The organism is Sphingobium sp. Ant17, from assembly GCF_000588875.1.
In the GTDB taxonomy this organism is placed as follows: domain Bacteria; phylum Pseudomonadota; class Alphaproteobacteria; order Sphingomonadales; family Sphingomonadaceae; genus Sphingobium.
In genome coordinates, this window is record NZ_JEMV01000017.1 from 53,860 (window position 1) to 76,098 (window position 22,239).

A 22,239-nucleotide genomic window follows, 5' to 3' on the forward strand; every position below is an offset into this window, starting at 1 on the left:
TCACCAGAGCGGGCAGTATCGGCCCTTATGCGGAAAATGCGTGGCGGGCGGCGGGTCAGCCATCTGCCATCTTCCCCTTGGTCCTGGACTTTGCCATAAACCGTCGGACTATGGATAACTCAGACATGAGCGCACCCCATGATGGTGCAGACAATCGTCCGCCGGCCGCGCCAGCGGACGATGGGCCAACGACTCTCGATATGGCGAGCGCCGCCCGCCGGTCGATGAGCAAAACGGCCTGGACCGGCGCTGCCGTCGGGATCGGCTCGGCCGCGATCGTGGCCGCATTGCTCTACACCCGAAAGCGCTCCTGACCGGCACACAAAAAAAAATGGCGGCATGGCCTTCGCTCCATGCCGCCGTCGGTGCGACCCGACAGATATAGTCTCCCTTCCTTCGTGACAGGTCGGGAAATTCTAGACGCTCGTCAGCTTCAGCCTGCGCCACCACTTAAATAGGTGACGAGTTCAGGCTTGCTGATCATCATATTCTTGTCGACATCGGCCGTCGTAAAGGCCCCATTCGCCCAGGCGGTCACTTGTTCGGCCGGCAATGTCTGCCCGGTCGCCTTGGTTTCCTGCGCCTTCAACGCCACCATCCAGCGCGAAAATTCGGTCTGGTTGAGTGCGCCATCGCTGTCGGTGTCATAGGCCGGAAATTCGGTGTCCACGATCGTCGCGACGGCCGCGCCGGGGCTCGCTGGCGTTGCGGGCTGGGGCGTCGTCGTTTCGGGCTGTACCGGCGTCATGGGCGCGGTCTGCGGCGTGGCCGCGTCCGGCGTCATCGTCTGTTGCGCCATGGCGGGCGCGGCAACGGCCAAGGCCGTGGTGAACAAAAATGTGCGGATCATGACGATCTCCTATGTGCGATCCGTTTCTGCAGCCTGTGTTTGACTTCATCACTGCATGAATAGTGCTGTATCAATAGACGAACCAAGCCCGTTGTTCCTGAATATCCATTCATGTTGCCCCATTCATCTTGGAAATGGCCTCGCTTCACCTTGTTCGCGCCGGATCGGCGCTCCGCCATGCGCCGATGACGGTCGGCCGCCCGCTCTCGCCGCCCGATTTGCCCCGCGCTGCCGACGCTGCTAGGCGGCGCGGCATCCAATCTCCTCCAGTTGCAGGATTCGCTCATGGTCCCTCGCTATTCCCGCCCCGCAATGACCGCCCTTTGGGAGCCGGAAGCCCGCTTCAAAATCTGGTTCGAGATTGAGGCGCATGCGACGGAGAAGCTGGGCGAACTGGGCGTCGTGCCGCCCTCGGCCGCCAAGGCCCTGTGGGACTGGTGGGCGACCAACCCCGTCATCGATGTCGCCGCGATCGACGCGATCGAGGCCGTGACCAAGCATGACGTCATCGCCTTCCTCACCTGGGTTGCCGAACAAGTGGGCGACGAAGCCCGCTTCATGCATCAGGGGATGACGTCGAGCGACGTGCTCGACACCTGCCTCGCGGTCCAGCTCGCCCGCGCGTCGGATCTGCTGATCGAGGATATCGACCAGCTGCTCGCCGTCATCAAGCGCCGCGCTTTCGAACATAAGCTGACCCCGACCATCGGCCGCAGCCATGGCATCCATGCCGAACCCGTGACCTTCGGCCTCAAAATGGCCGAAGCCTATGCCGAATTTTCCCGCTGCAAGGCGCGGCTGATCGCCGCCCGCGCCGAAGTCGCCACCTGCGCTATTTCCGGCGCTGTCGGTACTTTCGCCAATATCGATCCCGCCGTCGAAGAACATGTCGCGGAAAAGCTGGGCCTCGCGATCGAACCTGTCTCGACCCAGGTCATCCCGCGCGACCGCCACGCCATGTTCTTCGCGACGCTCGGCGTCATCGCTTCGTCCATCGAACGGCTCGCCGTCGAAGTCCGCCATCTGCAGCGGACCGAAGTGCTGGAGGCGGAGGAATATTTCTCGCCCGGCCAGAAGGGTTCGTCGGCCATGCCGCACAAGCGCAACCCGGTGCTGACCGAAAATCTGACCGGCCTTGCCCGCGTCGTGCGCGCCGCCGTCGTGCCCGCGCTCGAAAATGTCGCCCTCTGGCACGAACGCGATATCAGCCATTCGTCGGTCGAGCGGTTCTTCGGCCCCGATGCGACCATCACGCTCGACTTCGCGCTGGGTCGCCTGACCGGGGTGATCGACAAGCTGCTCGTCTATCCCGAACGGATGATGAAGAATCTCGACAAGATGGGCGGCCTCGTCCATTCGCAGCGTGTGCTGCTCGCGCTCACGCAAGCCGGTGTCAGCCGCGAGGACAGCTATCGCTATGTCCAGCGCAACGCGATGAAAGTGTGGGAATCGGACGGTCAGCTCTCACTGCTGGAACTGCTCAAGGCCGACACCGACGTCACCGCCGCGCTGCCGCCCGAACAGATCGAGGAAAAATTCAACCTCGATTATCATTTCAAGCAAGTCGACACGATCTTCCACCGCGTCTTTGGCGAGGCTTGATAGCAAGCTGCCCATAAAACTCCTCCCCCTTAAGGGGGAGGTTGGGGTGGGGGTGTACTGCCGCCAGCATTGACGCGCAACTTCGCCTCTGTCTCCCGCTGGGGAGATCGTCGCACGTTGGTATAAGACTTCGCCGCAAACGCGCCTTATTACCGCACACCCAACCTGGGCCGCATCCTCGGCGCGGCATCCGACTGCCGCCGCACCAGCTTATGCGCCAGCACCAGATGCTCGGACGCATGTCCGCGCCGCGCCGCCCTTTCAGCAACCGCACCAACACCTCGACGGCCGCGCGCGACATGGCGCTGATCGGCTGGCGGATGGTGGTCAGCTCGGGCCAGATGGTGGTGGCAAGCGAGGTGTCATCGAACCCGCACACCGTCAGGTCGCCCGGCACGTCAAGGCCACTACGGTGCGCGATCGCGACGGTCGCCGCCGCCATATCGTCATTGCTGGCGAAGATGGCGGTAGGCGGATCGAGCAGCGACAATATCTGTTCGGCCGCGTCCAGCCCCGACCGGTAGGTGAAATAGCCTTGCGCGATCAGTTCGTCCAACACCGGCAGGTTCGCTTCGCTCAGCGCGGCGAGATAGCCTTCAAACCGCTTGCCGCTGGCGGTCTGGTTGGGGTTGCCCTTGATGAAACCGATGCGCGAATGGCCCAGCGTGATCAGGTGGCGCGTCATTTCATAGGCTGCCTGCCAGTCATCGATGCTGACCGCCGCCAGGTCGCCGGGCGCTCGTCCCGTCGCAACCGCTACGGCCGGGATGTTGGCGGCCTGCAATGCCTCGACCATTTCCTCCAGATCGCATAGCGGCGGCGGCAGGATGACGCCGTTGATCCGCCCGCGCAGCAGATGATCGACGACCGCCTTCACCGATGTCTGTTCGTCCCATTTCTCCACGACCAGGTCGACGCCGCTGCGGCTCGCCTGGTCCAGGCTACCGACCAGAAATTCGCTCAGATAAGAGGAGGACGGGTTGCTGTAGAGCAGGCCGATCCGCAGTTCATCGCCCCCCGCCAGGCTGCGTGCGGCGGCGCTCGGCGCATAGTTAAGCGCCAGGATGGCGGCATCGACCTTAGCCTTGGTCGCGGGCCGCACCACCTGCTCGCCATTGATGACCCGCGACACCGTCATGGGCGATACCCCGGCGTGGCGCGCCACGTCGTTGATCGTGGGGGCGTTGCGCTGACGGCGGGAGGATCGGGTGTCGGTCAATGCGGGGTGCTTTCAGGGCCGGTAAGGATGTCGCCGAAGTGCTAACGACATCGCCCCGCCAGATTAAAGCGAAAAATCACGGATTGCCGGGCGCATAGGGGAATTTGCGCATTTTATAGGCCTCCAGGCTCTCTGGCGGCGGCGCAGCCCCGGCGGGCAGGGGGCGCTTGGCGATCGACTGGAAATAGGCGATGCTCGCATCGCGCCACCATTGGGCCTCCTTTTGCTGGATATCGAGGAAGGTCTGCGTCTGCGCAAAGCGTTCCGCATCGATCATCGGCCGCAGCCCCTCCCACGTCGCGCGCATCCCTGCGACATAGGCGACGCCCCGGTCATAGCGATGGACCATCCCGTCCCACAGCGTTTTGCCCGACGCCAGCCGATAGTCCCAGGGCAGATGATGGAACCACAGCAAGTCGCGCTCCGGCGTCGTGCGCGGATCGGCCAGCCGCTTGGCGATCGGCGGCGCATATTGGGCGATGGCGTTGCTGCCGGTCTTGGTCCGGTCAAAGCCGATGCCGGTCGCATCCGCCTTGTGATAATAGACCGGGTTCCATTCGGGCCGCGCCAATTCCGATACCCAGGGGGCAGGGCCATAATGATGACCCGTGTTCATGACATGGGCGAGGCCCAGCGGCGTCATATAGTCCACCGCCGCCTCGCGCGATCCCATCATCATCGCGACCATCGGCTCGACCACCGCCTTGTCGGGCGTGAAGGTCAGCGCCGCCCATTCGCGCGCCACCGCATCGGCTGTCAGGTCGGGGTTCCAGGCCATCCGCCCGAACGCATACCAGTCCGCCTGGTTGAAGATCGACCCGCTCCAGTCGCGATCCGTGCCGATATTGGCAACGCCCGCAATGCCCGTCAGCCTATGCCCGTCCAGCGACCCGTCGATCACCTTGGCAACCGTCGATCCCTTGCCCTTGGCGAACGTATCGCTTTTCAGCGTCTCTTCGAACAACGGACCCAAATAGGTCAGATGCGTCGATTGCCCCAGATATTCCTTGGTGATCTGGAACTCCATCATCAACGGCGTCTTGGGCATCGCCCCGAACAGCGGATGAAAGGGCTCGCGCGGCTGAAAGTCGATCGCGCCATTCTTCACCTGCACGATGACATTGTCGGCGAATTGCCCATCGAGCGGCTTGAAGTCGGCATAGGCCTGTTTGGCGCGATCGTCGGGATCGTCATGGGCATAGACGAAGGCGCGCCACATCACGATCCCGCCATGCGGCTTGATCGCAGCGGCCAGCATGTTCGCGCCATCGGCATGGGTGCGGTTATAATCCTGCGGACCCGGCTGTCCCTCGCTATTGGCCTTGACCAGGAAGCCGCCAAAATCGGGGATCGCCGCGTAAACCTCGTCGGCCTTGGCCTTCCACCAGGCGGCAACGGTCGGATCGAGCGGATCGGCGGTCTTGAGCCCATCCAACTCCATAGGCGCGGTCCATTTGACCGATAGGTAAACCTTGATCCCATAGGGCCGAAACACATTGGCCAGCGCCGCCGCCTTGGCGATATAGGGCGCGGTCAGGCTGTCCGACTTGGCATTCACATTGTTGAGGACGGTGCCGTTGATGCCGATCGACGCATTGGCGCGGGCATAGTCGGTATAGCGCGGCCCCTTCCAGTCGGGCAGCCGCCACCAGTCCCAGATCGACGACCCCGAATAGCCCCGTTCCACCGTGCCATCCAGATTGTCCCAATGGTTGAGCAGGCGCAGGTCGATGCGCGGCGCGCTGCGCACATTGATGGCGTCAAGCGCCGCGCCTGACTGTGCCAGCCGCAGCCAGCGGAACGCGCCATGCAGCAACCCGCTGTCGCTGTTCGCGGCGATCAGCGTGACCGGCTTGCCCTCGACCCGAATCGATCGGATCGCATAGCCTTCGCGGCCAAGGTCATTCGTTTTGACCGGGAGGGCAGGCGCGGTCTTTGGCGTCGCCAGCCACAGGGCTCCGGGCTGGATCGTATCCGACAGGGCCGGTGAAGTCCCGGTCATGCCGCCAACGCCGCGCTGCAACTCGTCGCGTATGGCCTGCATCGTCGCGCTGTCGCCCGGCGCCATGATCACGTTCGCATGCGCCGCAATCCGCGCCGCCGCCGCACCGTCTGCCGGCCGGTAGCGCAGCCACAGATCATAGCCATCCTCGGCCCGCGCCACAGGCGTCAGGCTCATCATGGCCATGGCCAATATCCAGCAAATCAGGCGCGCGATCATCCGTCCCTCTCCATCGCGTCGGCTTCGTCAGCCCGCTATCGGGCATTGACAAGCGCGACTTGTCTTACCAATGGTAACGCTATCAGTTCTAATCGGGCAAGCAGAAACGTGATAGCTCGGCAAAATTGGAGAGGCACGTCATGAACCACCCCCGTAAGATATCGATCCGGGCGGCGATTTCCATCGTCCTGATGGTGCAACAGCCATGACCTTTGCTCGACGCCAGGCGCTTGGCCTGCTCGCTTCCACCTCGCTCCTGTCGGCGACTCCGGCCATGGCCGCCACAAAGGGCGGCCCGCTCTACAAGGACGCAACCGCGCCGATCGACCTGCGCGTGCGCGACCTGCTCGGCCGCATGACGCTGGAGGAAAAAGTCGGCCAGATCATCGCGCTCTGGGCGACCAAGGCCGACATCATGGATGGCCTGACCTTCTCCCCCGCCAAGGCGAGCAAAGCCTATCCGGCGAGCTTTGGCCAGATCACCCGCCCGTCCGACAAGCGCGGCGCGCCTGATGGGTCGCAACAGGCGGGCGGCGTCGGCGCGCGCTGGCGCACCCCGGCGGACACGGTGGCCTTCATCACCGCGATCCAGAAATGGGCGATCGAGGAAACCCGACTCGGCATCCCCGTGCTGTTCCATGAGGAATCGCTGCATGGCTATATGGCGACCGAGGCCACCAGCTTCCCGATGGCGATCGGCCTGGCGGGCAGTTTCGACCGCCAGCTAATGCACGACATCCAATCCGTCACCGCCCGCGAAGTCCGCGCCCGTGGCGTGCATCTCGCTCTGTCCCCGGTGGTCGACATCGCCCGCGATCCGCGCTGGGGCCGCATCGAGGAAACCTTTGGCGAAGATCCCTATCTGTGCGGCGAAATGGGCGTCGCCGCCGTGCTGGGCCTGCAGGGCGAAAGCAAGCAGCTTGGCCCGGACAAGGTGATGGCGACGCTCAAACATATGACCGGCCACGGCCAACCCGAAAGCGGCCAGAATATCGCGCCCGCGTCGATCTCGGAGCGCGAATTGCGCGAGAATTTCTTTCCGCCCTTCCGCGAAGTCGTCCGCCGCACCGGCATCGCCGCCGTCATGCCCAGCTATAATGAAATCGATGGCGTCCCCAGTCACCAGAGCACATGGCTGCTCGGCGACATCTTGCGCGGCGAATGGCATTTCGACGGCGCGGTGGTCAGCGATTATGGCGCGGTCCACGAACTCGACACCATCCATCATGTTCAGCCCGACCCGGAAGCATCGGCCCGAGCCGCGTTGCGCGCCGGGGTGGATTGCGAACTGCCCGATGGCCTGACCTATCGGACGCTGGTGAGCCAAGTGCGCGCCGGAAAGGTGCCGGTCGAAGCGGTGGATATGGCCGTGCGCCGCATGTTGACGCTCAAATTCCGCGCGGGCCTGTTCGAAAATCCCTGGCCGCGTCAGGATTATGCCACGCTGACCGGCAACGCCGAAGCGCGCGCCCTCGCTTTGAAGGCGGCGCACAAGTCGATCGCGCTGCTCAAGAATGACGGCACGCTGCCCCTGACGGCGGGCGCGCACAAGCGCGTCGCGGTGATCGGTCCCAATGCCGCCGTCGCGCGCCTTGGCGGCTATTCCTCTATCCCGCGTCAGGAAGTGTCGCTGCTCGAAGGCATAGAGGCCAAGCTCAAGGGCAAGGCGCAGGTGTCCATGCCCAGGGCGTCTTCATCACCCAGAGCGAGGATCGGTCGGCCGACGACGTGCTGCTCGCTGATCCCGCGAAGAACCGCGCCTTGATCGCCCAGGCGGTCGAGGTCGCGAGCAGCGCCGATATCATCCTCCTCGCGATCGGCGACACCGAACAGACCAGCCGCGAAGGCTTTGCCAAGAACCATCTGGGCGATCGCACCAGCCTCGATCTGCTGGGCGAACAGAATGACCTGTTCGTGGCGATGAAGGCGACCGGCAAGCCCGTCATCGTCTGCGCCATCAACGGTCGCCCGCCCAGCTATCCCACCGTCGTGGAGGGCGCGAACGCGCTGATCGAATGCTGGTATCCGGGGCAGGAGGGCGGCACGGCCATGGCCGACATTCTGTTCGGCGACGTCAATCCCGGCGCAAAGCTGCCCGTCACTGTTGTGCGGAATGAAGGGCAGATCCCGCTCTTCTACAACCGCAAGCCATCCACCGGTCGCGGCTATTTGTTCGCGAAAAATACACCGCTCTTTCCGTTCGGCTTTGGGCTTAGCTACACCCGCTTCACCTTCGGCAAACCCCGCCTGTCCGCCCCGCGTATCGGCATAGGCGGACAGGTGACGGTCGAGGTCGATGTCCGCAATGTGGGCGACAGGGCCGGGGACGAAGTCGTCCAGCTCTATGTTCGCGATCAGGTCGCCAGCGTCACCCGCCCGATCAAGGAATTGAAAGGGTTCGAGCGCGTCACCCTCGCGCCGGGCGAGAGCCGGACCGTGCGCCTGACGCTTGGCCCCGACGCCTTTGCGCTGTGGAATCTCGACATGGACGAAGTGGTCGAACCCGGCCTGTTCGACATCATGGTCGGGCCGGACAGCGAAAATCTTCAGACCGTCACCCTTGAAATCCTTTGAACAGGACCGCGCACATGCCCAAAATTCTTGATGCCAAGGTCATCGTCACTTGCCCCGGCCGCAATTTCGTCACGTTGAAGATCATCACCGAAGACGGCGTCTATGGCCTTGGCGACGCGACGCTCAACGGCCGCGAACTGGCGGTGGCCAGCTATTTGCAGGACCATGTCATTCCCTGCCTGATCGGTCGCGACGCGCACCGGATCGAGGATATCTGGCAATATCTCTATAAGGGCGCCTATTGGCGCCGCGGGCCGGTCACCATGTCGGCGATCGCCGCCGTCGATACCGCGCTCTGGGATATCAAGGGCAAGTTGGCGGGCCTGCCGGTCTATCAATTGCTTGGTGGAGCCAGCCGCGAAAATGTGATGGTCTATGGCCATGCCAACGGCACCACGATCGAGGATACGGTGCGGGTCGCGCTCGATTATCAACGGCAGGGCTATAAGGCGATCCGCATCCAGTGCGGCGTCCCCGGCATGGCGTCCACTTATGGCGTGTCCAAGGACAAATATTTCTACGAACCCGCCGACGCCGATCTGCCGACCGAAAATGTCTGGAACACCTCCAAATATATGCGCGTCGTGCCCGAATTGTTCAAAGCCGCGCGCGAGGCGCTGGGCTGGGACGTCCATCTGCTGCACGATATCCACCATCGCCTGACCCCGGTCGAGGCCGGGCGGCTGGGCAAGGATCTGGAACCCTATCGCCCCTTCTGGCTGGAGGATGCGACGCCCGCCGAAAACCAGGAAGCGTTCAAGCTGATCCGCCAGCACACCACGACGCCGCTCGCCGTAGGCGAAATCTTCAACTCCATCCACGACTGCCGCGAGCTGATCGAAAACCAGCTGATCGACTATATCCGGGCCACCGTGGTCCATGCAGGCGGCATCAGCCATCTGCGCAAGATCGCGAACCTGGCCGATCTCTATCAGGTCCGCACCGGCTGCCACGGCGCGACCGACCTGTCGCCGGTCTGCATGGCCGCCGCGCTGCATTTCGACCTGTCGGTGCCGAACTTCGGCGTACAGGAATATATGCGCCACACGCCCGAAACCGACGCGGTCTTCCCCCACGCCTACACGTTTGCGGACGGCGCGATGCATCCCGGCGAAGCACCGGGCCTTGGCGTCGACATCGACGAGGAACTGGCCGCGAAATATGAGTATAGCCGGGCCTTCCTGCCGGTAAACCGGCTGGAAGACGGCACGATGTTCAATTGGTGATGGGGTGAATTGCCCCTAAGCAGTTTCGTCATTCCCGCGAAGGCGGGAACCCATCTCCCGTCATAGCGGCGATGGACAGGGCCGGAGATGGATCCCCGCCTTCGCGGGGATGACGACGTATTTGGAGAGGCCAATGAGTAACCCGACCATCCCCAAACCCTCCGGCAAAGTCCGCTGGATCGTCTGCGCTTTGCTCTTCTTCGCTGTCGTGCTCAGCTATGTCGATCGCCTCGTCCTGCCGACGCTCAAGCCCGATCTTCAGGCGCGCTATAGCTGGAGCGAGAGCGGCTATGCCGACCTCGCCATCTGGTTTCAGGCGGGCTATGGCATTTCCTACGTCTTTTTCGGCCGCCTGATCGACAAGATCGGCGCGCGGGCCGGCTATACCCTGGCGGTGTCGCTGTGGACCATCGGCCATGTCGCGCACATCTTCTTCACCTCGACCGCGGGCATGTTGCTCGCGCGCATCCCGCTCGCGATCGGCGAGGCGGGGACGTTCCCCGCTGCGATCGCCGCAACCAATGAATGGTTCCCCAAGAAGGAGCGCGCCTTCGCGATCGGCATCTTCAACGCCGGGTCCAATGTCGGCGCGATCCTGACCCCGCTGATCGTCCCGATCATCGCCGTTACCCTGGGCTGGCGCTGGGCCTTCATCCTGACCGGGCTGCTGACGGTCATATGGCTCGTCGCCTGGCTCAGCTTCTACCGCAGCCCGCGCGAGAAGAAGAGCCTCAGCGCCGAAGAACTGGCCTGGATCGAAACCGACCCGGTCGAACCACAACGCCCGGTCAAATGGGCCACCCTGTTCCGCCTGCGCCAGACCTGGGCCTATATGGCCGGGCGCTTCCTGATCGATCCGGTCTGGTGGACCTTCCTCTTCTGGCTGCCCGATTTCTTCAACAAACAATATGGCGTCAAAATGCTCGACTTCGGGCCGCCGCTGATCGCGGTCTATCTGCTGGCGGATGTCGGCTCGGTCGCAGGCGGCTGGGCGTCGTCGCGCTTCATCGGCCGGGGCTGGAGCATCAATCGCGGGCGCAAGACGGCGATGCTGCTCGCCGCGCTCTGCGCCGTCCCCATCGCCTTTGCCACGCACGCGCCCAATATGTGGGTCGCTGTTGCGCTAATTGGACTTGCCTGTGCCGGGCATCAGGGCTTCTCCGCCAACCTGTACGCTTTGCCGGGCGATGTCTTCCCCCGCTGGATGGCCGGGTCGGTCGTCGGCCTCGGCGGCCTGGCGGGCGCGATCGGCGGCATGATCATGGCCAAGTTCGCCGGGGTCATCCTCGAAACCGTCGGCAGCTACGGTCCCATCTTCGCCGTCGCCTCCTGCGCCTATCTGATCGCGCTTGGCACCATCCACCTCATCATCCCGCGCTATCAGACCGTCGATAGCGCCGCCATCAGGGCTGAACCATGACCCGGCTCCTCCTCCTGCAAAAAGCCTCAACCAGTGTACGGGTCGCTGTCCGCTTGGCCTGCATCGCCACTATTTTGGCCACCGGCTCTGCCCATGCGCAAAGCTGCACCCCGACCTGGGTCGCGGGCTGGGCCTCGTCCCAATTCCGCCCCACCGGCGACGCCGCGCTCCCGCCCGGCACGCTGGCGAACCAGACTTTGCGGCAGGTCGTCCGCTCTTCCGCCAGTGGCGACCGGGTCCGTGTCCGCCTCTCCAACCTCGCGGGCACCCGGCCGCTCCCCATCCTGGGTGCCAGCATCGCCCGCGCGACCAGTTCCGCCGCGCCCACCATCGATCCCGCCACCCGGATCGCGCTCCGGTTCGATGGCAAGCCCGATGTCATCATCCCGCCCGGTGCGGACTATCTGTCCGACACAGTGACGCTGTCGGCCAAGCGCTCGATACGCTCGCCATCTCGATCCGCTACGCCGCCGCCGACCCCGAACAGACATCGCATCCGGGCTCTCGCGCTACCTCTTGGCATCTGCCGGGCGACCATCTGTCCGACCCGCAATTTGCCGGGGCCGCGACCTTCGACCATTGGTTCAACCTGGCCGCGCTCGAAGTCGAACGCTGCGCCCCCGCCCAGCTCATCGTCGCGCTGGGCGACTCGATCACTGATGGCAAGAACAGCACCACCAACGGCAATGATCGCTGGACTGACCGGCTGGCCGAACGATTGCAGGCCGATCCCAAACGCCGCCACATCGCGATCGTCAATCAGGGGATCGGCGGCAACCGGCTGCTCGCCGATGGCCTTGGTCCCAACGCGCTCGCCCGGCTTGACCGCGACGTTCTGGCGCAGCCCGGCGTCACCCATCTCATCCTGCTGGAAGGGATTAACGATCTCGGCACGCTCACCCGCGAAGCGCCTGTCAGCACCGCCGCGCATCAGGCCCATGTCGCCTGCATCATCGGTGCCTATCGCCAGATCATCGCCCGCGCCCGCGCCAAGGGGATCAAGGTGATCGGCGCGACCATCATGCCCTTCGTCGGCAATGATTATTATCATGCGACGCCCGGAATGAGGCCGACCGCCAGGCCGTCAACGCCTGGATCCGGCAGCCGGGCAATTTCGACGCGGTGATCGATTTCGATGCCACGACCCGCGACCCGGCTCGGCCCGATCGCTTGGCCCCGGCCTATGACAGTGGCGACGCGCTCCATCCGTCACCACGCGGCTATCGGGCGATGGGCGACGCGATCGCGTTGGACCTGTTCGACTGACCGGCAGACGCTATTTCCGCCGCCCCCCGGCATCCAGCACCGTCTCCATCGCCACGAAGGTCGAGGTGCTGGCCACATGGGGCAGGGCGGAAATCTTCTCCCCCATCACCATACGATAGCGCCGAATATCCGCCGTCCGCACCTTGAGCAGATAGTCGAAGCTGCTCGCGATCATATGGCATTCCTCGACTTCGGCGATCCGCCGCACCGCCACGTTGAACTCATGCAGCGCCGCTTCGCGCGTGTCGTTCAGCTTGACCTCGGCAAAGGCGACATGGTCCATCCCCAGCTTGGCCGGATCGACGATGGCCCGGAACCCCTTGATCACGCCGGTTTCGATCAATCGCTTGAGCCGAACCTGGCATGGCGTCTTGGACAGGCCAACGAGCAACGCCAGATCGGTGACGGTCATGCGACCGTCCTCGACCAAGGCCGCGATGATCTTGCGGTCGAATTCGTCCAGATCGGCTATTTCGGGGGCTTTATCCATCAATGCTGCCTAGCATAGGGCAGTAAATAAGTCATATGCTCCTCGCACATGAGCCTCTTAGGTCAGAACGACGTAGCCAGATGCGCTATGATGATGGGTATGACCGTCCAGCCTCCTTTCACCGCCTTCGCCCCTGCCATCCGCGCCCAGTCCCCGCTGCGCCAGGCGATCACTGATGCCTATCGCCGCGATGAGGCCGAAGCGCTCGCCCCGCTGATCGCGGCCGCCACGCTGCCCGACCCCATTCGGGGTGCCGCGCGGGAGACTGCCCGCACCCTGGTCACCGCGATGCGCGCCAATCACAAGGGCAGCGGCGTCGAGGGACTGGTGCAGGAATATGCGCTGTCCAGCCAGGAAGGCGTCGCGCTGATGTGCCTCGCCGAAGCGCTGCTGCGCATCCCCGACGCGGCGACCCGCGACGCGCTGATCCGCGACAAGATCGCCGACGGCGACTGGGGATCGCATCTGGGCACCGACAAGTCGCTGTTCGTCAACGCCGCCACCTGGGGGCTGGTGGTCACCGGCAAGCTGGTCGGCAGCGTCGATGATCGCGGCCTTGGCGCAGCGCTGACGCGCCTCGTCGCACGAGCGGGCGAGCCGGTCATCCGGCGCGGCGTCGATCTTGCCATGCGGATGATGGGCGAACAGTTCGTCACCGGCGAAACCATCAAGGAAGCGCTCAAGCGCGCCAAGGGGATGGAGGCCAAGGGCTTCGCCTATAGCTATGACATGCTGGGCGAAGCGGCGACGACGGCCGATGACGCCGCGCGCTATTATGCCGATTATGAGCAGGCGATCCACGCGATAGGCAAGGCGTCTGCCAAGCGGGGCGTCTATGCCGGTCCCGGCATTTCGATCAAGCTGTCCGCGCTCCATCCGCGCTATGCCCGCGCCCAGGCAGAGCGCGTCATGGCCGAGCTTCTGCCGCGCGTGCAGCAACTCGCCGCGCTCGCCAAAAGCTATAATATCGGCTTCAACATCGACGCGGAGGAGGCCGACCGGCTCGACCTGTCGCTCGACCTGCTCGAAAGCCTGGCGCTGCATCCCGCCCTGTCCGACTGGAACGGGCTTGGCTTCGTGGTCCAGGCCTATGGCAAGCGTTGCCCTTTCGTCATCGACTGGATCATCGATCTCGCCCGCCGCGCCGATCGCCGCATCATGGTCCGTTTGGTCAAAGGGGCCTATTGGGATGCGGAGATAAAGCGCGCGCAGGTCGATGGCCTTGCGGATTTCCCGGTCTATACCCGCAAGCTGCACACCGACATCGCCTATATCGCCTGCGCGCAGAAGCTGCTCGCCGCGAAGGATGCGGTGTTCCCGCAATTCGCCACCCATAATGCCCAGACGCTGGCCACCGTCCATGCTATGGCCGGGCCGGATTTCAGCATCGGCGCCTATGAGTTTCAGTGCCTCCACGGCATGGGCGAACCGCTCTACGAACAGGTGGTCGGCACGGGCAAGCTGGATCGCCCCTGCCGCATCTATGCGCCGGTCGGCACCCATGAGACGTTGCTCGCCTATCTCGTCCGCCGGCTGCTCGAAAATGGCGCGAACAGCAGCTTCGTCAATCGCATCGCCGACCCGGCCGTGTCGGTGGACGCGATGATCGCCGACCCCGTCGATACCGTCCGCACCATGCCCCATCCCGGCGCCCGTCACGACCAGATCGCGCTTCCCGCCGCCCTCTTCCCTGATCGGCGCAATTCCGATGGCATCGACCTCAGCGATGAAATAGCCTTGGCGCGCCTGACGCAAGTGCTCCAGCACAGCGCGACGCTGGACTGGACCGCCGCACCGGAAGGCGGGGCGGGCGAGGGGCGACCCGTCCGCAACCCGGCCGATCATCGCGATATCGTCGGCACCGTCGTTGAAGCCACGGTGGACGATGCCCGCGCCGCAGCGATCCGCGCGGGCGCATCGCTATGGTGCAATACCCCGGTCGCCGATCGCGCCGCCGCGCTCGATCGCACGGCCGACGCGATGCAGGCGCGCATGCCGATCCTGCTCGGCTTGATCGTCCGTGAAGCAGGCAAGTCCATTCCCAACGCCATCGCCGAAGTGCGCGAAGCGATCGATTTTCTACGCTATTATGCGCAGCAGGCCCGCACCACCTTCGGCCCGGAGCAGCAGGCGCTCGGCGTAGTCACCTGCATCAGCCCCTGGAACTTCCCGCTGGCGATCTTTACCGGCCAAGTCGCCGCCGCGCTGGTCGCCGGCAATGCCGTCCTGGCCAAGCCTGCCGAAGAAACGCCGCTCATCGCCGCCGAAGCCGTCCGCCTGCTCCATGCAGCAGGGGTGCCGACCGACGCGCTCCAGCTTTTGCCGGGCGACGGCGCAATCGGTGCTGCGCTCGTCGCCGCGCCGCAGACCGCTGCGGTGATGTTTACCGGATCGACCGAGGTCGCACGCCTGATCCAGCGGCAGCTTGCGACGCGCCTGTCGCGGCATGGCCGTCCGATTCCGCTCATCGCCGAAACCGGCGGGCAAAATGCCATGATCGTGGATTCGTCGGCGCTCGCCGAACAGGTCGTCGCCGATGTCATCGCTTCCGCCTTCGACAGCGCGGGCCAGCGCTGTTCGGCGCTGCGCGTCCTGTGCCTGCAGGAGGATATTGCCGATCGCACGCTGACGATGCTCAAGGGCGCGCTTGCCGAACTCAGCCTTGGCCGCACCGATGCGCTCAAGGTCGATATCGGCCCGGTCATCACGGCCGAAGCCCAGGCGGGCATCAACGCCCATATCGATGCCATGCGGGCGATGGGGCGGACGGTGGATCAACGACCGCTGCCGCCCGAAGCCGCGCATGGCACCTTCGTTGCGCCGACCATCATCGCAATCGACAGCCTGACGGATCTGGATCGCGAAGTGTTCGGCCCGGTCCTGCATGTCCTGCGTTTTCGCCGCGATGAATTGGACGCGCTGGTCGATGCGATCAACGCCACCGGCTATGGCCTGACCTTCGGCTTGCACACCCGGCTCGATGAGACGGTTGCGCGAGTGACGAACCGGGTGAAGGTCGGCAATATCTATATCAACCGCAACGTCATTGGCGCGATCGTCGGGGTCCAGCCCTTTGGCGGCTGTGGCCTGTCGGGCACCGGGCCGAAGCTGGTGGGCCGCTATATCTCGGGCGGCTGGTCACCACGCCGCCGGTTCTGGCGGCGCGCGTCAGCCGCCTGCAATCGCCGCTCCACGCCTTTGCCGACTGGCTCGATGCACAGGGCTATGGGGAAGCCGCAGCCGAGTCGCGCCGTACCGGCGATACGTCGGCGCTGGGTGTCGAACTGACGCTTCCGGGGCCGGTCGGCGAGCGAAATCTCTACACCCTCCATCCGCGAGGGGCTATGCTGCTGCGTCCTGCCACCCGTGCCGGACTGTTCCGCCAGATGGCCGCGATCCTCGCCACCGGCAATAGCGCCACCGTGCAGGGCATGACCGTCCCACCCGGCCTGCCGCCGCAGGTAGCTGCCCGCTTCACGGCCGAGCCGAACGCGCCCATCGCCGGGGTACTGGTGGAGGGGGATGCCGAGCGCGTCGCCGCTGCGGTCCAGGTCGCCGCTGATCTGCCCGGTCGCATCGTGCCGGTCCATGCCGAAACAGCGGGCGGCTATTGTCTCGACTGGTTGCTGGAGGAAGTCTCCACCTCGGTCAACACGACGGCGGCAGGGGGCAATGCCAGCCTGATGATGATCGGCTAAAGGCTCAGCCTCCGATCGTCACTTGCAACCGGGAAATGCGCGAGCGGTGGATGCGCCAGCGGCCGTCCACCCGCTTATACTCTTCATGGTAATGGCCGCAGCCATGCAGGGTCATGCTGGTGCCGCTGGCGTCCCAGATTTGGTCCTCCATCGCGATGACGCCGCGGGCGTCATCGGGGCCGATGATCTCCACTTCATGGCCATGGCCATGATGGACCGTGCGTTGCGTGCCGATCGCGGCCTGGATGAAGGCGATGATGGTGTCGCCGCCTTCATAGACCCAGTCGTTGCTTTCCGCCGCCCGGCCTTCCGCGCCCTTGCCATCGATGCTGAGCGATGCGCGCGCGTCGAACAGGGCGTCGTCGCAGAAGACGTCGCGCAGTCCGGCCCAGTCCTTATTGTCCATCAAGCGGAAATAGCGGGCCTTGAGCTGTTTGATCGCCTCGATCGCCAGCAATGTCTCGACGCCATCCATGCCACCATCTCCCATCGATGTTATCGCCCTCTTATGCGGTCGAACATCGTCCCGCCCCACCTGCGACAAGTGCCAGCCCGTGCCGCCTGACAGAAGTGCAAGGCGACGGGTGATGCCCCGACGCCTATCCTGGCCCTTTGAGAACGCCGCCAAGGGAGAGCGCCATGGACCAGCCCGCCATTCATCCGCTGACCATCGATGGTCGCGACCCTGCGCCTCTGCGGGGCGACCCGATCAGCGGCGATCGCTATACCAGCCGGGATTTCATGCAGCAGGAATGGGATCATCTGTGGACCCGGATCTGGCATGTCGCCGGGCGGACGGCGGAACTGGAGGAGCCGGGCGATTATGTCGTCCATGACTTCCGGCATGAAAGCGTCATCTGCATTCGTCAGGACGATGGCGGCATCAAGGCCTTCTATAATGCCTGCGGGCATCGGGGCATGCGCCTGACCAACGGCAGCGCTTTTGCCGAGGCGTTCACCTGTCCCTATCATGGCTGGAAATGGGGCAAGGATGGCGTGCTCCAATATGCGCAGGATCCGCATGATTTTCCGCAGGGCAACCCCTGCGGCAAGTTGACGCTCAAGGAACTGCGCTGCGCCACCTGGGGTGGGTTCGTCTGGTACACGATGGACGATGCCGCGCCCGACCTGCTCGACTATCTCGCGCGATGCCGGAGCTTTACAAAAATTACCCGATGGACACGGGCGTCCGGGTGTTCTGGATGAAGATCAACCTCAACACCAATTGGAAGTTCGCGACCGACAATTTCTCCGAAAGCTATCACACCCGCACCGCCCATCCGCAGGTGCCGCCATGGATCGACCAGGATGTCGATACGGCCCGGCATGAAATGTATCCAGCAGGCCATGGGCGCACTGTCCAGCCGATGCGGCCCTCGCTCAGCGATCGGCTGCCCGACGGTGTGCCGCATCCGTTCGACCATATCTTGCGCCAGTGGGACATCGACCCGGACAGCTACCCGGACTATGAGACCAAGGCGATGCAGGGCTGGCTGGACCTCAAGGCGGCCAAGCGGCGGCTATGGCGCGAGCGGGGCTATCTCCATTATGAACATATGGACGATGAGCAGATCACGGACAGTCCGCATACGGTGATCTTCCCCAACGTCACCATTTCCTTCCTGCCCGACAATATCCTGTTCTTCCGCACCGAACCGCATGCCGATGATCCGGGCAAATGCACCTTCGATCTGTGGTGCATGGCCTTTCCGGTGGCGGGGCAAACGGAAGTGGAATCGATCATGGCGGGACCACAACCGTTCAGCGAAGCGGACATGCTTTGGCGCGATTTCGACAATGGCCGGGGCGTGCCGGAGATTGAGGGGCAGATCGTCTATCAGGACATGATGCTGGCCGAAGGGATGCAGCGGGGGATGCATTCGCGCGGCTATGGCGACGCTTACCTCAGCGCGCAGGAAACGCGGGTTCGCTATTTCCATGAGGTGTTGAACGATTATCTGGCGGGACGGCGATAGGCGCCATCCCATGTCCATTTGGTTATAGTTTCAGGATCATCTTGCCGTCGTTGGTGCCGTCGAAGAGGCGCATGAAGGCGGGGTAGGCGTTGTCGATGCCCTGTTCGATATGTTCATCGAACACGAGCTTGCCCTCGCCGATCAGCGCGGCGATGGCCTGGCTGCCTTCGGGGAAGCGGTCGGCGTAGCGGGCGATGAGGAAGCCGCGCATGGTGGCGGTCTTGACGATCAGTTGCCAGATGTTGCGCGCGCCGTGGGGCGCGCCATTATATTCGGAGATGAGGCCGCACAGGAGGATTTGCGCGTCCTGGTTGATGTGGCGCAAGGCGGCGTCGAGGCAGACGCCGCCGACATTTTCAAAGACATGATCGATGCCGTCCGGGCAGGCCGTGGCGATGGCTTCGGCGAGCCCTGCTTCGTCCTTGCCGCGATAGTCGATCGCGGCGTCGAAGCCGTAGCGATCGGTCAGGCGCGCACATTTGGTCGAGCCCCCGGCGATGCCGACGACCCGCGCGCCGCGCAATTTGGCGAGTTGCCCGACCATCGAGCCGACCGCGCCCGCCGCGCCGCTGACCAGCACGGTCTGGCCGGGGTGCGGCTGCATCGCGTCGCTGACGCCGAACCAGGCGGTGAGGCCGACCGCGCCCATGGCGGAGAGGTAGCTGGTGACAGACGGGGCCGCCGACACGTCGATGGGGTGCATGAAGTCATTGGGGGTGACGAGGCTGTATGCCTCGATCGCGTTCAGCCCCATGACCCAATCGCCGGGCTTGAAGCGATCCACCCCGCTCGCTTCGACTGTGCCGATGGTGGAGGCACGCACCGGATCGCCGATCGCTATGGGCGGCAGATAGCTTGGCGCATCGTCGAGCCAGCCACGGATGGCAGGGTCGAGCGAGGCATATTGGTTGCGGATGAGGATTTCGCCGGGGCCGGGCGCGGGGACGGGGCTGTCCTCCAGCCGGAAGTCGCTTTCGCGTGGCGACCCGTCGGGACGGGAGACGAGGAGGAAACGGCGATTGACGGTCGTGGTCATGATGCGGTGTTTCCCCAGAGTGTGTGAACGGGATCGGACGGTCCCTGCGCGCCGCGCAGGAAGCCGGCATAGAGGTCGTCGCCGCCACCGGCGGGCTGGCGGACGACCCAGTCGCACACGAAGCGCCGTTCGATGAACTGCCAGGTGCCGTTGGTGCGGACGAAACGGTCGAGATAGCGGCCACCGGTCAGCATATGGACGGGGTCGCCCTCCTGCCCGCGCGGGGTGGCGAGCGCGGTGACATAGGTTTCGCCCTTCGCGCTGTCGCCGTCGACCTCCACCCATTGATGCGCGTTGGCGTGGCTGGTCTGGGTGAAGACGGTGTGGACGATGGCGCAGATTTCGCGGGCGAAATCCTGGCCGCTGCCGTTGAAGGGGCCGCTTTCGACATGGCTGTCGGGGTGGAAGAGCGACGCAAGCAACGCCGCATCGGCGCGATCGACGCCCCGGCAATAAGCGGCGGTCAGGTCGGCAATCTGCTGCCTGGCGGCGAGGGCGTCGATCAACGCGGGATCAGTCATGGATGCCGCAGACGTCGTTCAGCTTTTCATGGAACATCTGCACCCGCTTTTCCTGATTGGGCAGGATGCCGCCGGTAAAGCCGCGCGAATGGAGGCCGAGTTGCTGGCCGATCGCCACGCTCATATCCTGATCAGCGACATCGCCCAGCGACTTGGTGCCGAACTCGATCTTTTCCCGCTCGACATGCTGGAAAGGGGTCGGCCCCATCGGTCCCATCACGACATCGCTGCCGGGCATTTCATGCGCCATGAACCAATGGTCGAAGATGCAGCGTTCCGGGTCGGTCGGGTGCGGTTCGGACCGCAGCAACTGGAACCCGTCTGGCCACATGGTGAAGGTGATGTTAGGAAAGAGCGTATAGTGGTGATAATCCACGATCTCGCTGTCGCCCATGGTCGCATAATGGGCATAGCCCTTTTCCGCGCCCAGCTTGCGCTTTTGCGCGAGGATGGCGTCGCGGGCCTGGCTAGCGCGGCCTTCGAAATCCTTGGGGTCCAACTCCCAATATTCGAGCGCCTGGGCGAGCGGCATTTCGAGGATGTCGGAGGTGGGATAGCGGCCCGATGGCTTGAGGCCGCGCATGATCATGCAATTATGGCCTTCGGGGTTCATCTCGAAGATGGTGCCTTCCAGCGCGTCGTCGATCGACCCGGCGATTTGCGGGTGGAGATTGGGGAGGTGATAGCTTTCGTTGAAATTGTCGCGGATGATCTTCCAGTTGCAGGGCACGTCGGAACTGAGCGCCAGCACGCGGGTCATCTTGCCCATCTGCCATTGTTCGAGCTGTTCGCCCGCTGCGCCGAGCCATGTCTTGAGCGGCGCGGCATCGCGATCCATGGTGAACCAGACGAAGCCACCCCAGACGGTGCAGGGAATTTCTTCCAGCTTCACCTTGCCGCAGGGCGAGCCGCCGGGGAAATCATCGGGGTCTTGAACATGGGCGAGCGTGCCGTCGGGCGCATATTTCCAGCCATGATAGCCGCAGGTGACGAAGGGCGATCCGCCGACTTCCGTCCAGGCGAGGCGATAGCCGCGATGCTTGCAGGCATTGTAGAAGGCTTTGACCGATCCATCCTCCTGGCAGAGCATGACCACCGATTCCCGGCCGATATTATGGGTCAGGAAGTCGCCCGCTTCCTCAAGGTCAGCGGCCATGCCGCCGATATGCCAGGCCTTGGTCCAGACATGCGCCCATTCGGCGTCGGCCCAGCGTTTTTCATGATAGCGTTCGCCCGTGATGCGGTCACCGCGCACGGGCGGATCATAGGCGGCAATGGCGCGGCCCAGGAAAGACTCGATGGTCATGATACCCTCTCGCTATTTTTTAGTTGAACGATCGACTAAATTTACCCCGATCGGTTGCTGCCTGTCAACATCTTCGCCATAGCTGTCCGATGGGCAGGAAAGCGTTGAAACTAGCGGAAACGACAGGTGGCATCGAGGGGGTGGAGGCAGCGCCCAAACTCGATCGGCGGCGGGCACCGGACACGGCGGCCAGGATATTGGACGCGGCGGAGTCGCTCTTTTCGATCCGGGGCTATCATGGCGTGTCGTTGCGCGACATTGCGACGCAGGCCGGGGTGCAGGTGGCGCTGACCCATTATCATTTCGGGTCGAAGGAAGATTTGTTCGGGGCGGTAATCGACCGGCGGGCGGACGCACATGTCGCGGGCATGGCCGATGCACTGACGCAGGCGCGGCAGGTTGCGGGCGATCAGGCGACCCGCCGCCGCGCGATCATCCGCGCCTTCATCACGCCGATCGTCGACCGATCGATGCGCGGGGGGGCGGGGTGGAAAAATTATATCCGACTGATGGCGCTGGTGGCGAACATGCCGCAGCAGGAGGCGTTCATATCGCCGTTTCGCCAGCATTTCGACGATGTGATCGCCGCCTATGTCGAGGCGTTGCGCGCGCTGCACCCGGACATGGACGAGGGCGATGTGCAGTGGGGCTTCTTTTTCTTCCAGGCGATGATCACGCATATATTGGCCGAGAGCGGCATGCTGGATCGCCAGTCGGGCGGGCGGTTCAGTTCCAGCGATTTGGACGCGATGGTCGAGCGGATGGTGGACTTCGTGGGTGCGGGCTTCACCGGACTGGGGCGGGTGGCCTAGCATAAAGCCGAGTTTGGCGCAT

14 protein-coding genes and 4 pseudogenes are annotated in these 22,239 nt (G+C 64.1%); 10 read left to right on the forward strand and 8 right to left on the reverse strand.

Going from position 1 to position 22,239, the window contains the following annotated elements; genetic code table 11:
* Positions 1-125: 125 nt before the first annotated feature.
* On the forward strand, positions 126-314 hold the full coding sequence (locus BF95_RS09810; RefSeq protein ID WP_152542637.1) for a hypothetical protein: 189 nt from the start codon (positions 126-128) through the stop codon (positions 312-314).
* Between the two features lie 119 nt (positions 315-433).
* On the opposite strand, the gene BF95_RS09815 is transcribed toward BF95_RS09810, so the two are convergent.
* Positions 434-850, reverse strand: a complete 417-nt coding sequence (locus BF95_RS09815) for an EF-hand domain-containing protein (protein ID WP_043151188.1) — start codon at positions 848-850, stop codon at positions 434-436.
* A 285-nt stretch (positions 851-1,135) separates the two neighbouring features.
* Between BF95_RS09815 and purB the strand changes: the two genes are divergently transcribed.
* Positions 1,136-2,452, forward strand: coding sequence for an adenylosuccinate lyase (purB, locus tag BF95_RS09820; protein ID WP_043151228.1), 1,317 nt, complete (start codon positions 1,136-1,138; stop codon positions 2,450-2,452).
* A 149-nt stretch (positions 2,453-2,601) separates the two neighbouring features.
* Here the strand turns inward: purB and BF95_RS09825 are convergent.
* Both BF95_RS09825 and BF95_RS09830 read right to left on the reverse strand, forming a co-directional pair.
* Positions 2,602-3,590, reverse strand: a pseudogene (locus tag BF95_RS09825) (LacI family DNA-binding transcriptional regulator).
* 157 nt (positions 3,591-3,747) lie between these two features.
* Positions 3,748-5,892, reverse strand: a complete 2,145-nt coding sequence (locus tag BF95_RS09830) for an alpha-glucuronidase family glycosyl hydrolase (RefSeq protein WP_043151190.1) — start codon at positions 5,890-5,892, stop codon at positions 3,748-3,750.
* A 205-nt stretch (positions 5,893-6,097) separates the two neighbouring features.
* Between BF95_RS09830 and BF95_RS09835 the strand changes: the two are divergent.
* The 4 genes and pseudogenes from BF95_RS09835 to BF95_RS09850 all read left to right on the forward strand — a co-directional run bounded on the left by BF95_RS09835 (position 6,098) and on the right by BF95_RS09850 (position 12,378).
* Positions 6,098-8,466: pseudogene (locus BF95_RS09835) on the forward strand (glycoside hydrolase family 3 N-terminal domain-containing protein).
* 14 nt (positions 8,467-8,480) lie between these two features.
* Positions 8,481-9,692, forward strand: a complete 1,212-nt coding sequence (manD, locus tag BF95_RS09840; protein WP_043151192.1) for a D-mannonate dehydratase ManD — start codon at positions 8,481-8,483, stop codon at positions 9,690-9,692.
* A 133-nt stretch (positions 9,693-9,825) separates the two neighbouring features.
* Entirely contained in the window at positions 9,826-11,112 is a 1,287-nt protein-coding gene (locus tag BF95_RS09845; protein WP_043151194.1) for an MFS transporter, read from the forward strand.
* Positions 11,109-12,378 (forward strand): annotated as a pseudogene (locus BF95_RS09850) (SGNH/GDSL hydrolase family protein). Before BF95_RS09845 ends, BF95_RS09850 begins: the two are co-directional and overlap by 4 nt.
* Before the next feature lie 10 nt (positions 12,379-12,388).
* Here BF95_RS09850 and BF95_RS09855 read toward each other — a convergent pair.
* Positions 12,389-12,868, reverse strand: a complete 480-nt coding sequence (locus BF95_RS09855) for an Lrp/AsnC family transcriptional regulator (protein WP_043151196.1) — start codon at positions 12,866-12,868, stop codon at positions 12,389-12,391.
* A gap of 99 nt (positions 12,869-12,967) precedes the next feature.
* On the opposite strand from BF95_RS09855, the pseudogene putA reads away from it, so the two are divergent.
* Positions 12,968-16,566 (forward strand): annotated as a pseudogene (gene putA / locus BF95_RS09860) (trifunctional transcriptional regulator/proline dehydrogenase/L-glutamate gamma-semialdehyde dehydrogenase).
* Between the two features lie 4 nt (positions 16,567-16,570).
* Here the strand turns inward: putA and BF95_RS09865 are convergent.
* Positions 16,571-17,041 carry a nuclear transport factor 2 family protein gene (locus BF95_RS09865; protein WP_043151199.1) on the reverse strand — a complete coding sequence of 157 codons (471 nt, stop codon included), beginning with the start codon at positions 17,039-17,041 and terminating at the stop codon, positions 16,571-16,573.
* A 164-nt stretch (positions 17,042-17,205) separates the two neighbouring features.
* On the opposite strand from BF95_RS09865, the gene BF95_RS29000 reads away from it, so the two are divergent.
* Entirely contained in the window at positions 17,206-17,772 is a 567-nt protein-coding gene (locus BF95_RS29000; RefSeq protein ID WP_235209672.1) for an aromatic ring-hydroxylating oxygenase subunit alpha, read from the forward strand.
* On the forward strand, positions 17,742-18,542 hold the full coding sequence (locus tag BF95_RS29005) for an RHO alpha subunit C-terminal catalytic domain-containing protein (protein ID WP_235209673.1): 801 nt from the start codon (positions 17,742-17,744) through the stop codon (positions 18,540-18,542). Before BF95_RS29000 ends, BF95_RS29005 begins: the two co-directional genes overlap by 31 nt.
* 22 nt (positions 18,543-18,564) lie before the next feature.
* Here the strand turns inward: BF95_RS29005 and BF95_RS09875 are convergent, their stop codons facing one another.
* The 3 genes from BF95_RS09875 to BF95_RS09885 are packed head-to-tail and all read right to left on the reverse strand — an operon-like array spanning position 18,565 to position 21,405.
* Entirely contained in the window at positions 18,565-19,578 is a 1,014-nt protein-coding gene (locus BF95_RS09875; RefSeq protein ID WP_043151201.1) for an NADP-dependent oxidoreductase, read from the reverse strand.
* Positions 19,575-20,099, reverse strand: a complete 525-nt coding sequence (locus BF95_RS25570) for a nuclear transport factor 2 family protein (RefSeq protein ID WP_051519945.1) — start codon at positions 20,097-20,099, stop codon at positions 19,575-19,577. The genes BF95_RS09875 and BF95_RS25570 overlap by 4 nt, the downstream gene beginning before the upstream one ends.
* The gene (locus BF95_RS09885; protein ID WP_043151203.1) at positions 20,092-21,405 is read right to left on the reverse strand and encodes an aromatic ring-hydroxylating oxygenase subunit alpha; all 1,314 of its coding nucleotides are present in this window, start codon (positions 21,403-21,405) and stop codon (positions 20,092-20,094) included. Before BF95_RS09885 ends, BF95_RS25570 begins: the two co-directional genes overlap by 8 nt.
* Before the next feature lie 104 nt (positions 21,406-21,509).
* Here BF95_RS09885 and BF95_RS09890 point away from each other — a divergent pair, with 104 nt between their 5' ends.
* Positions 21,510-22,217, forward strand: coding sequence for a TetR/AcrR family transcriptional regulator (locus BF95_RS09890; protein ID WP_161774265.1), 708 nt, complete (start codon positions 21,510-21,512; stop codon positions 22,215-22,217).
* Positions 22,218-22,239 lie beyond the last annotated feature (22 nt).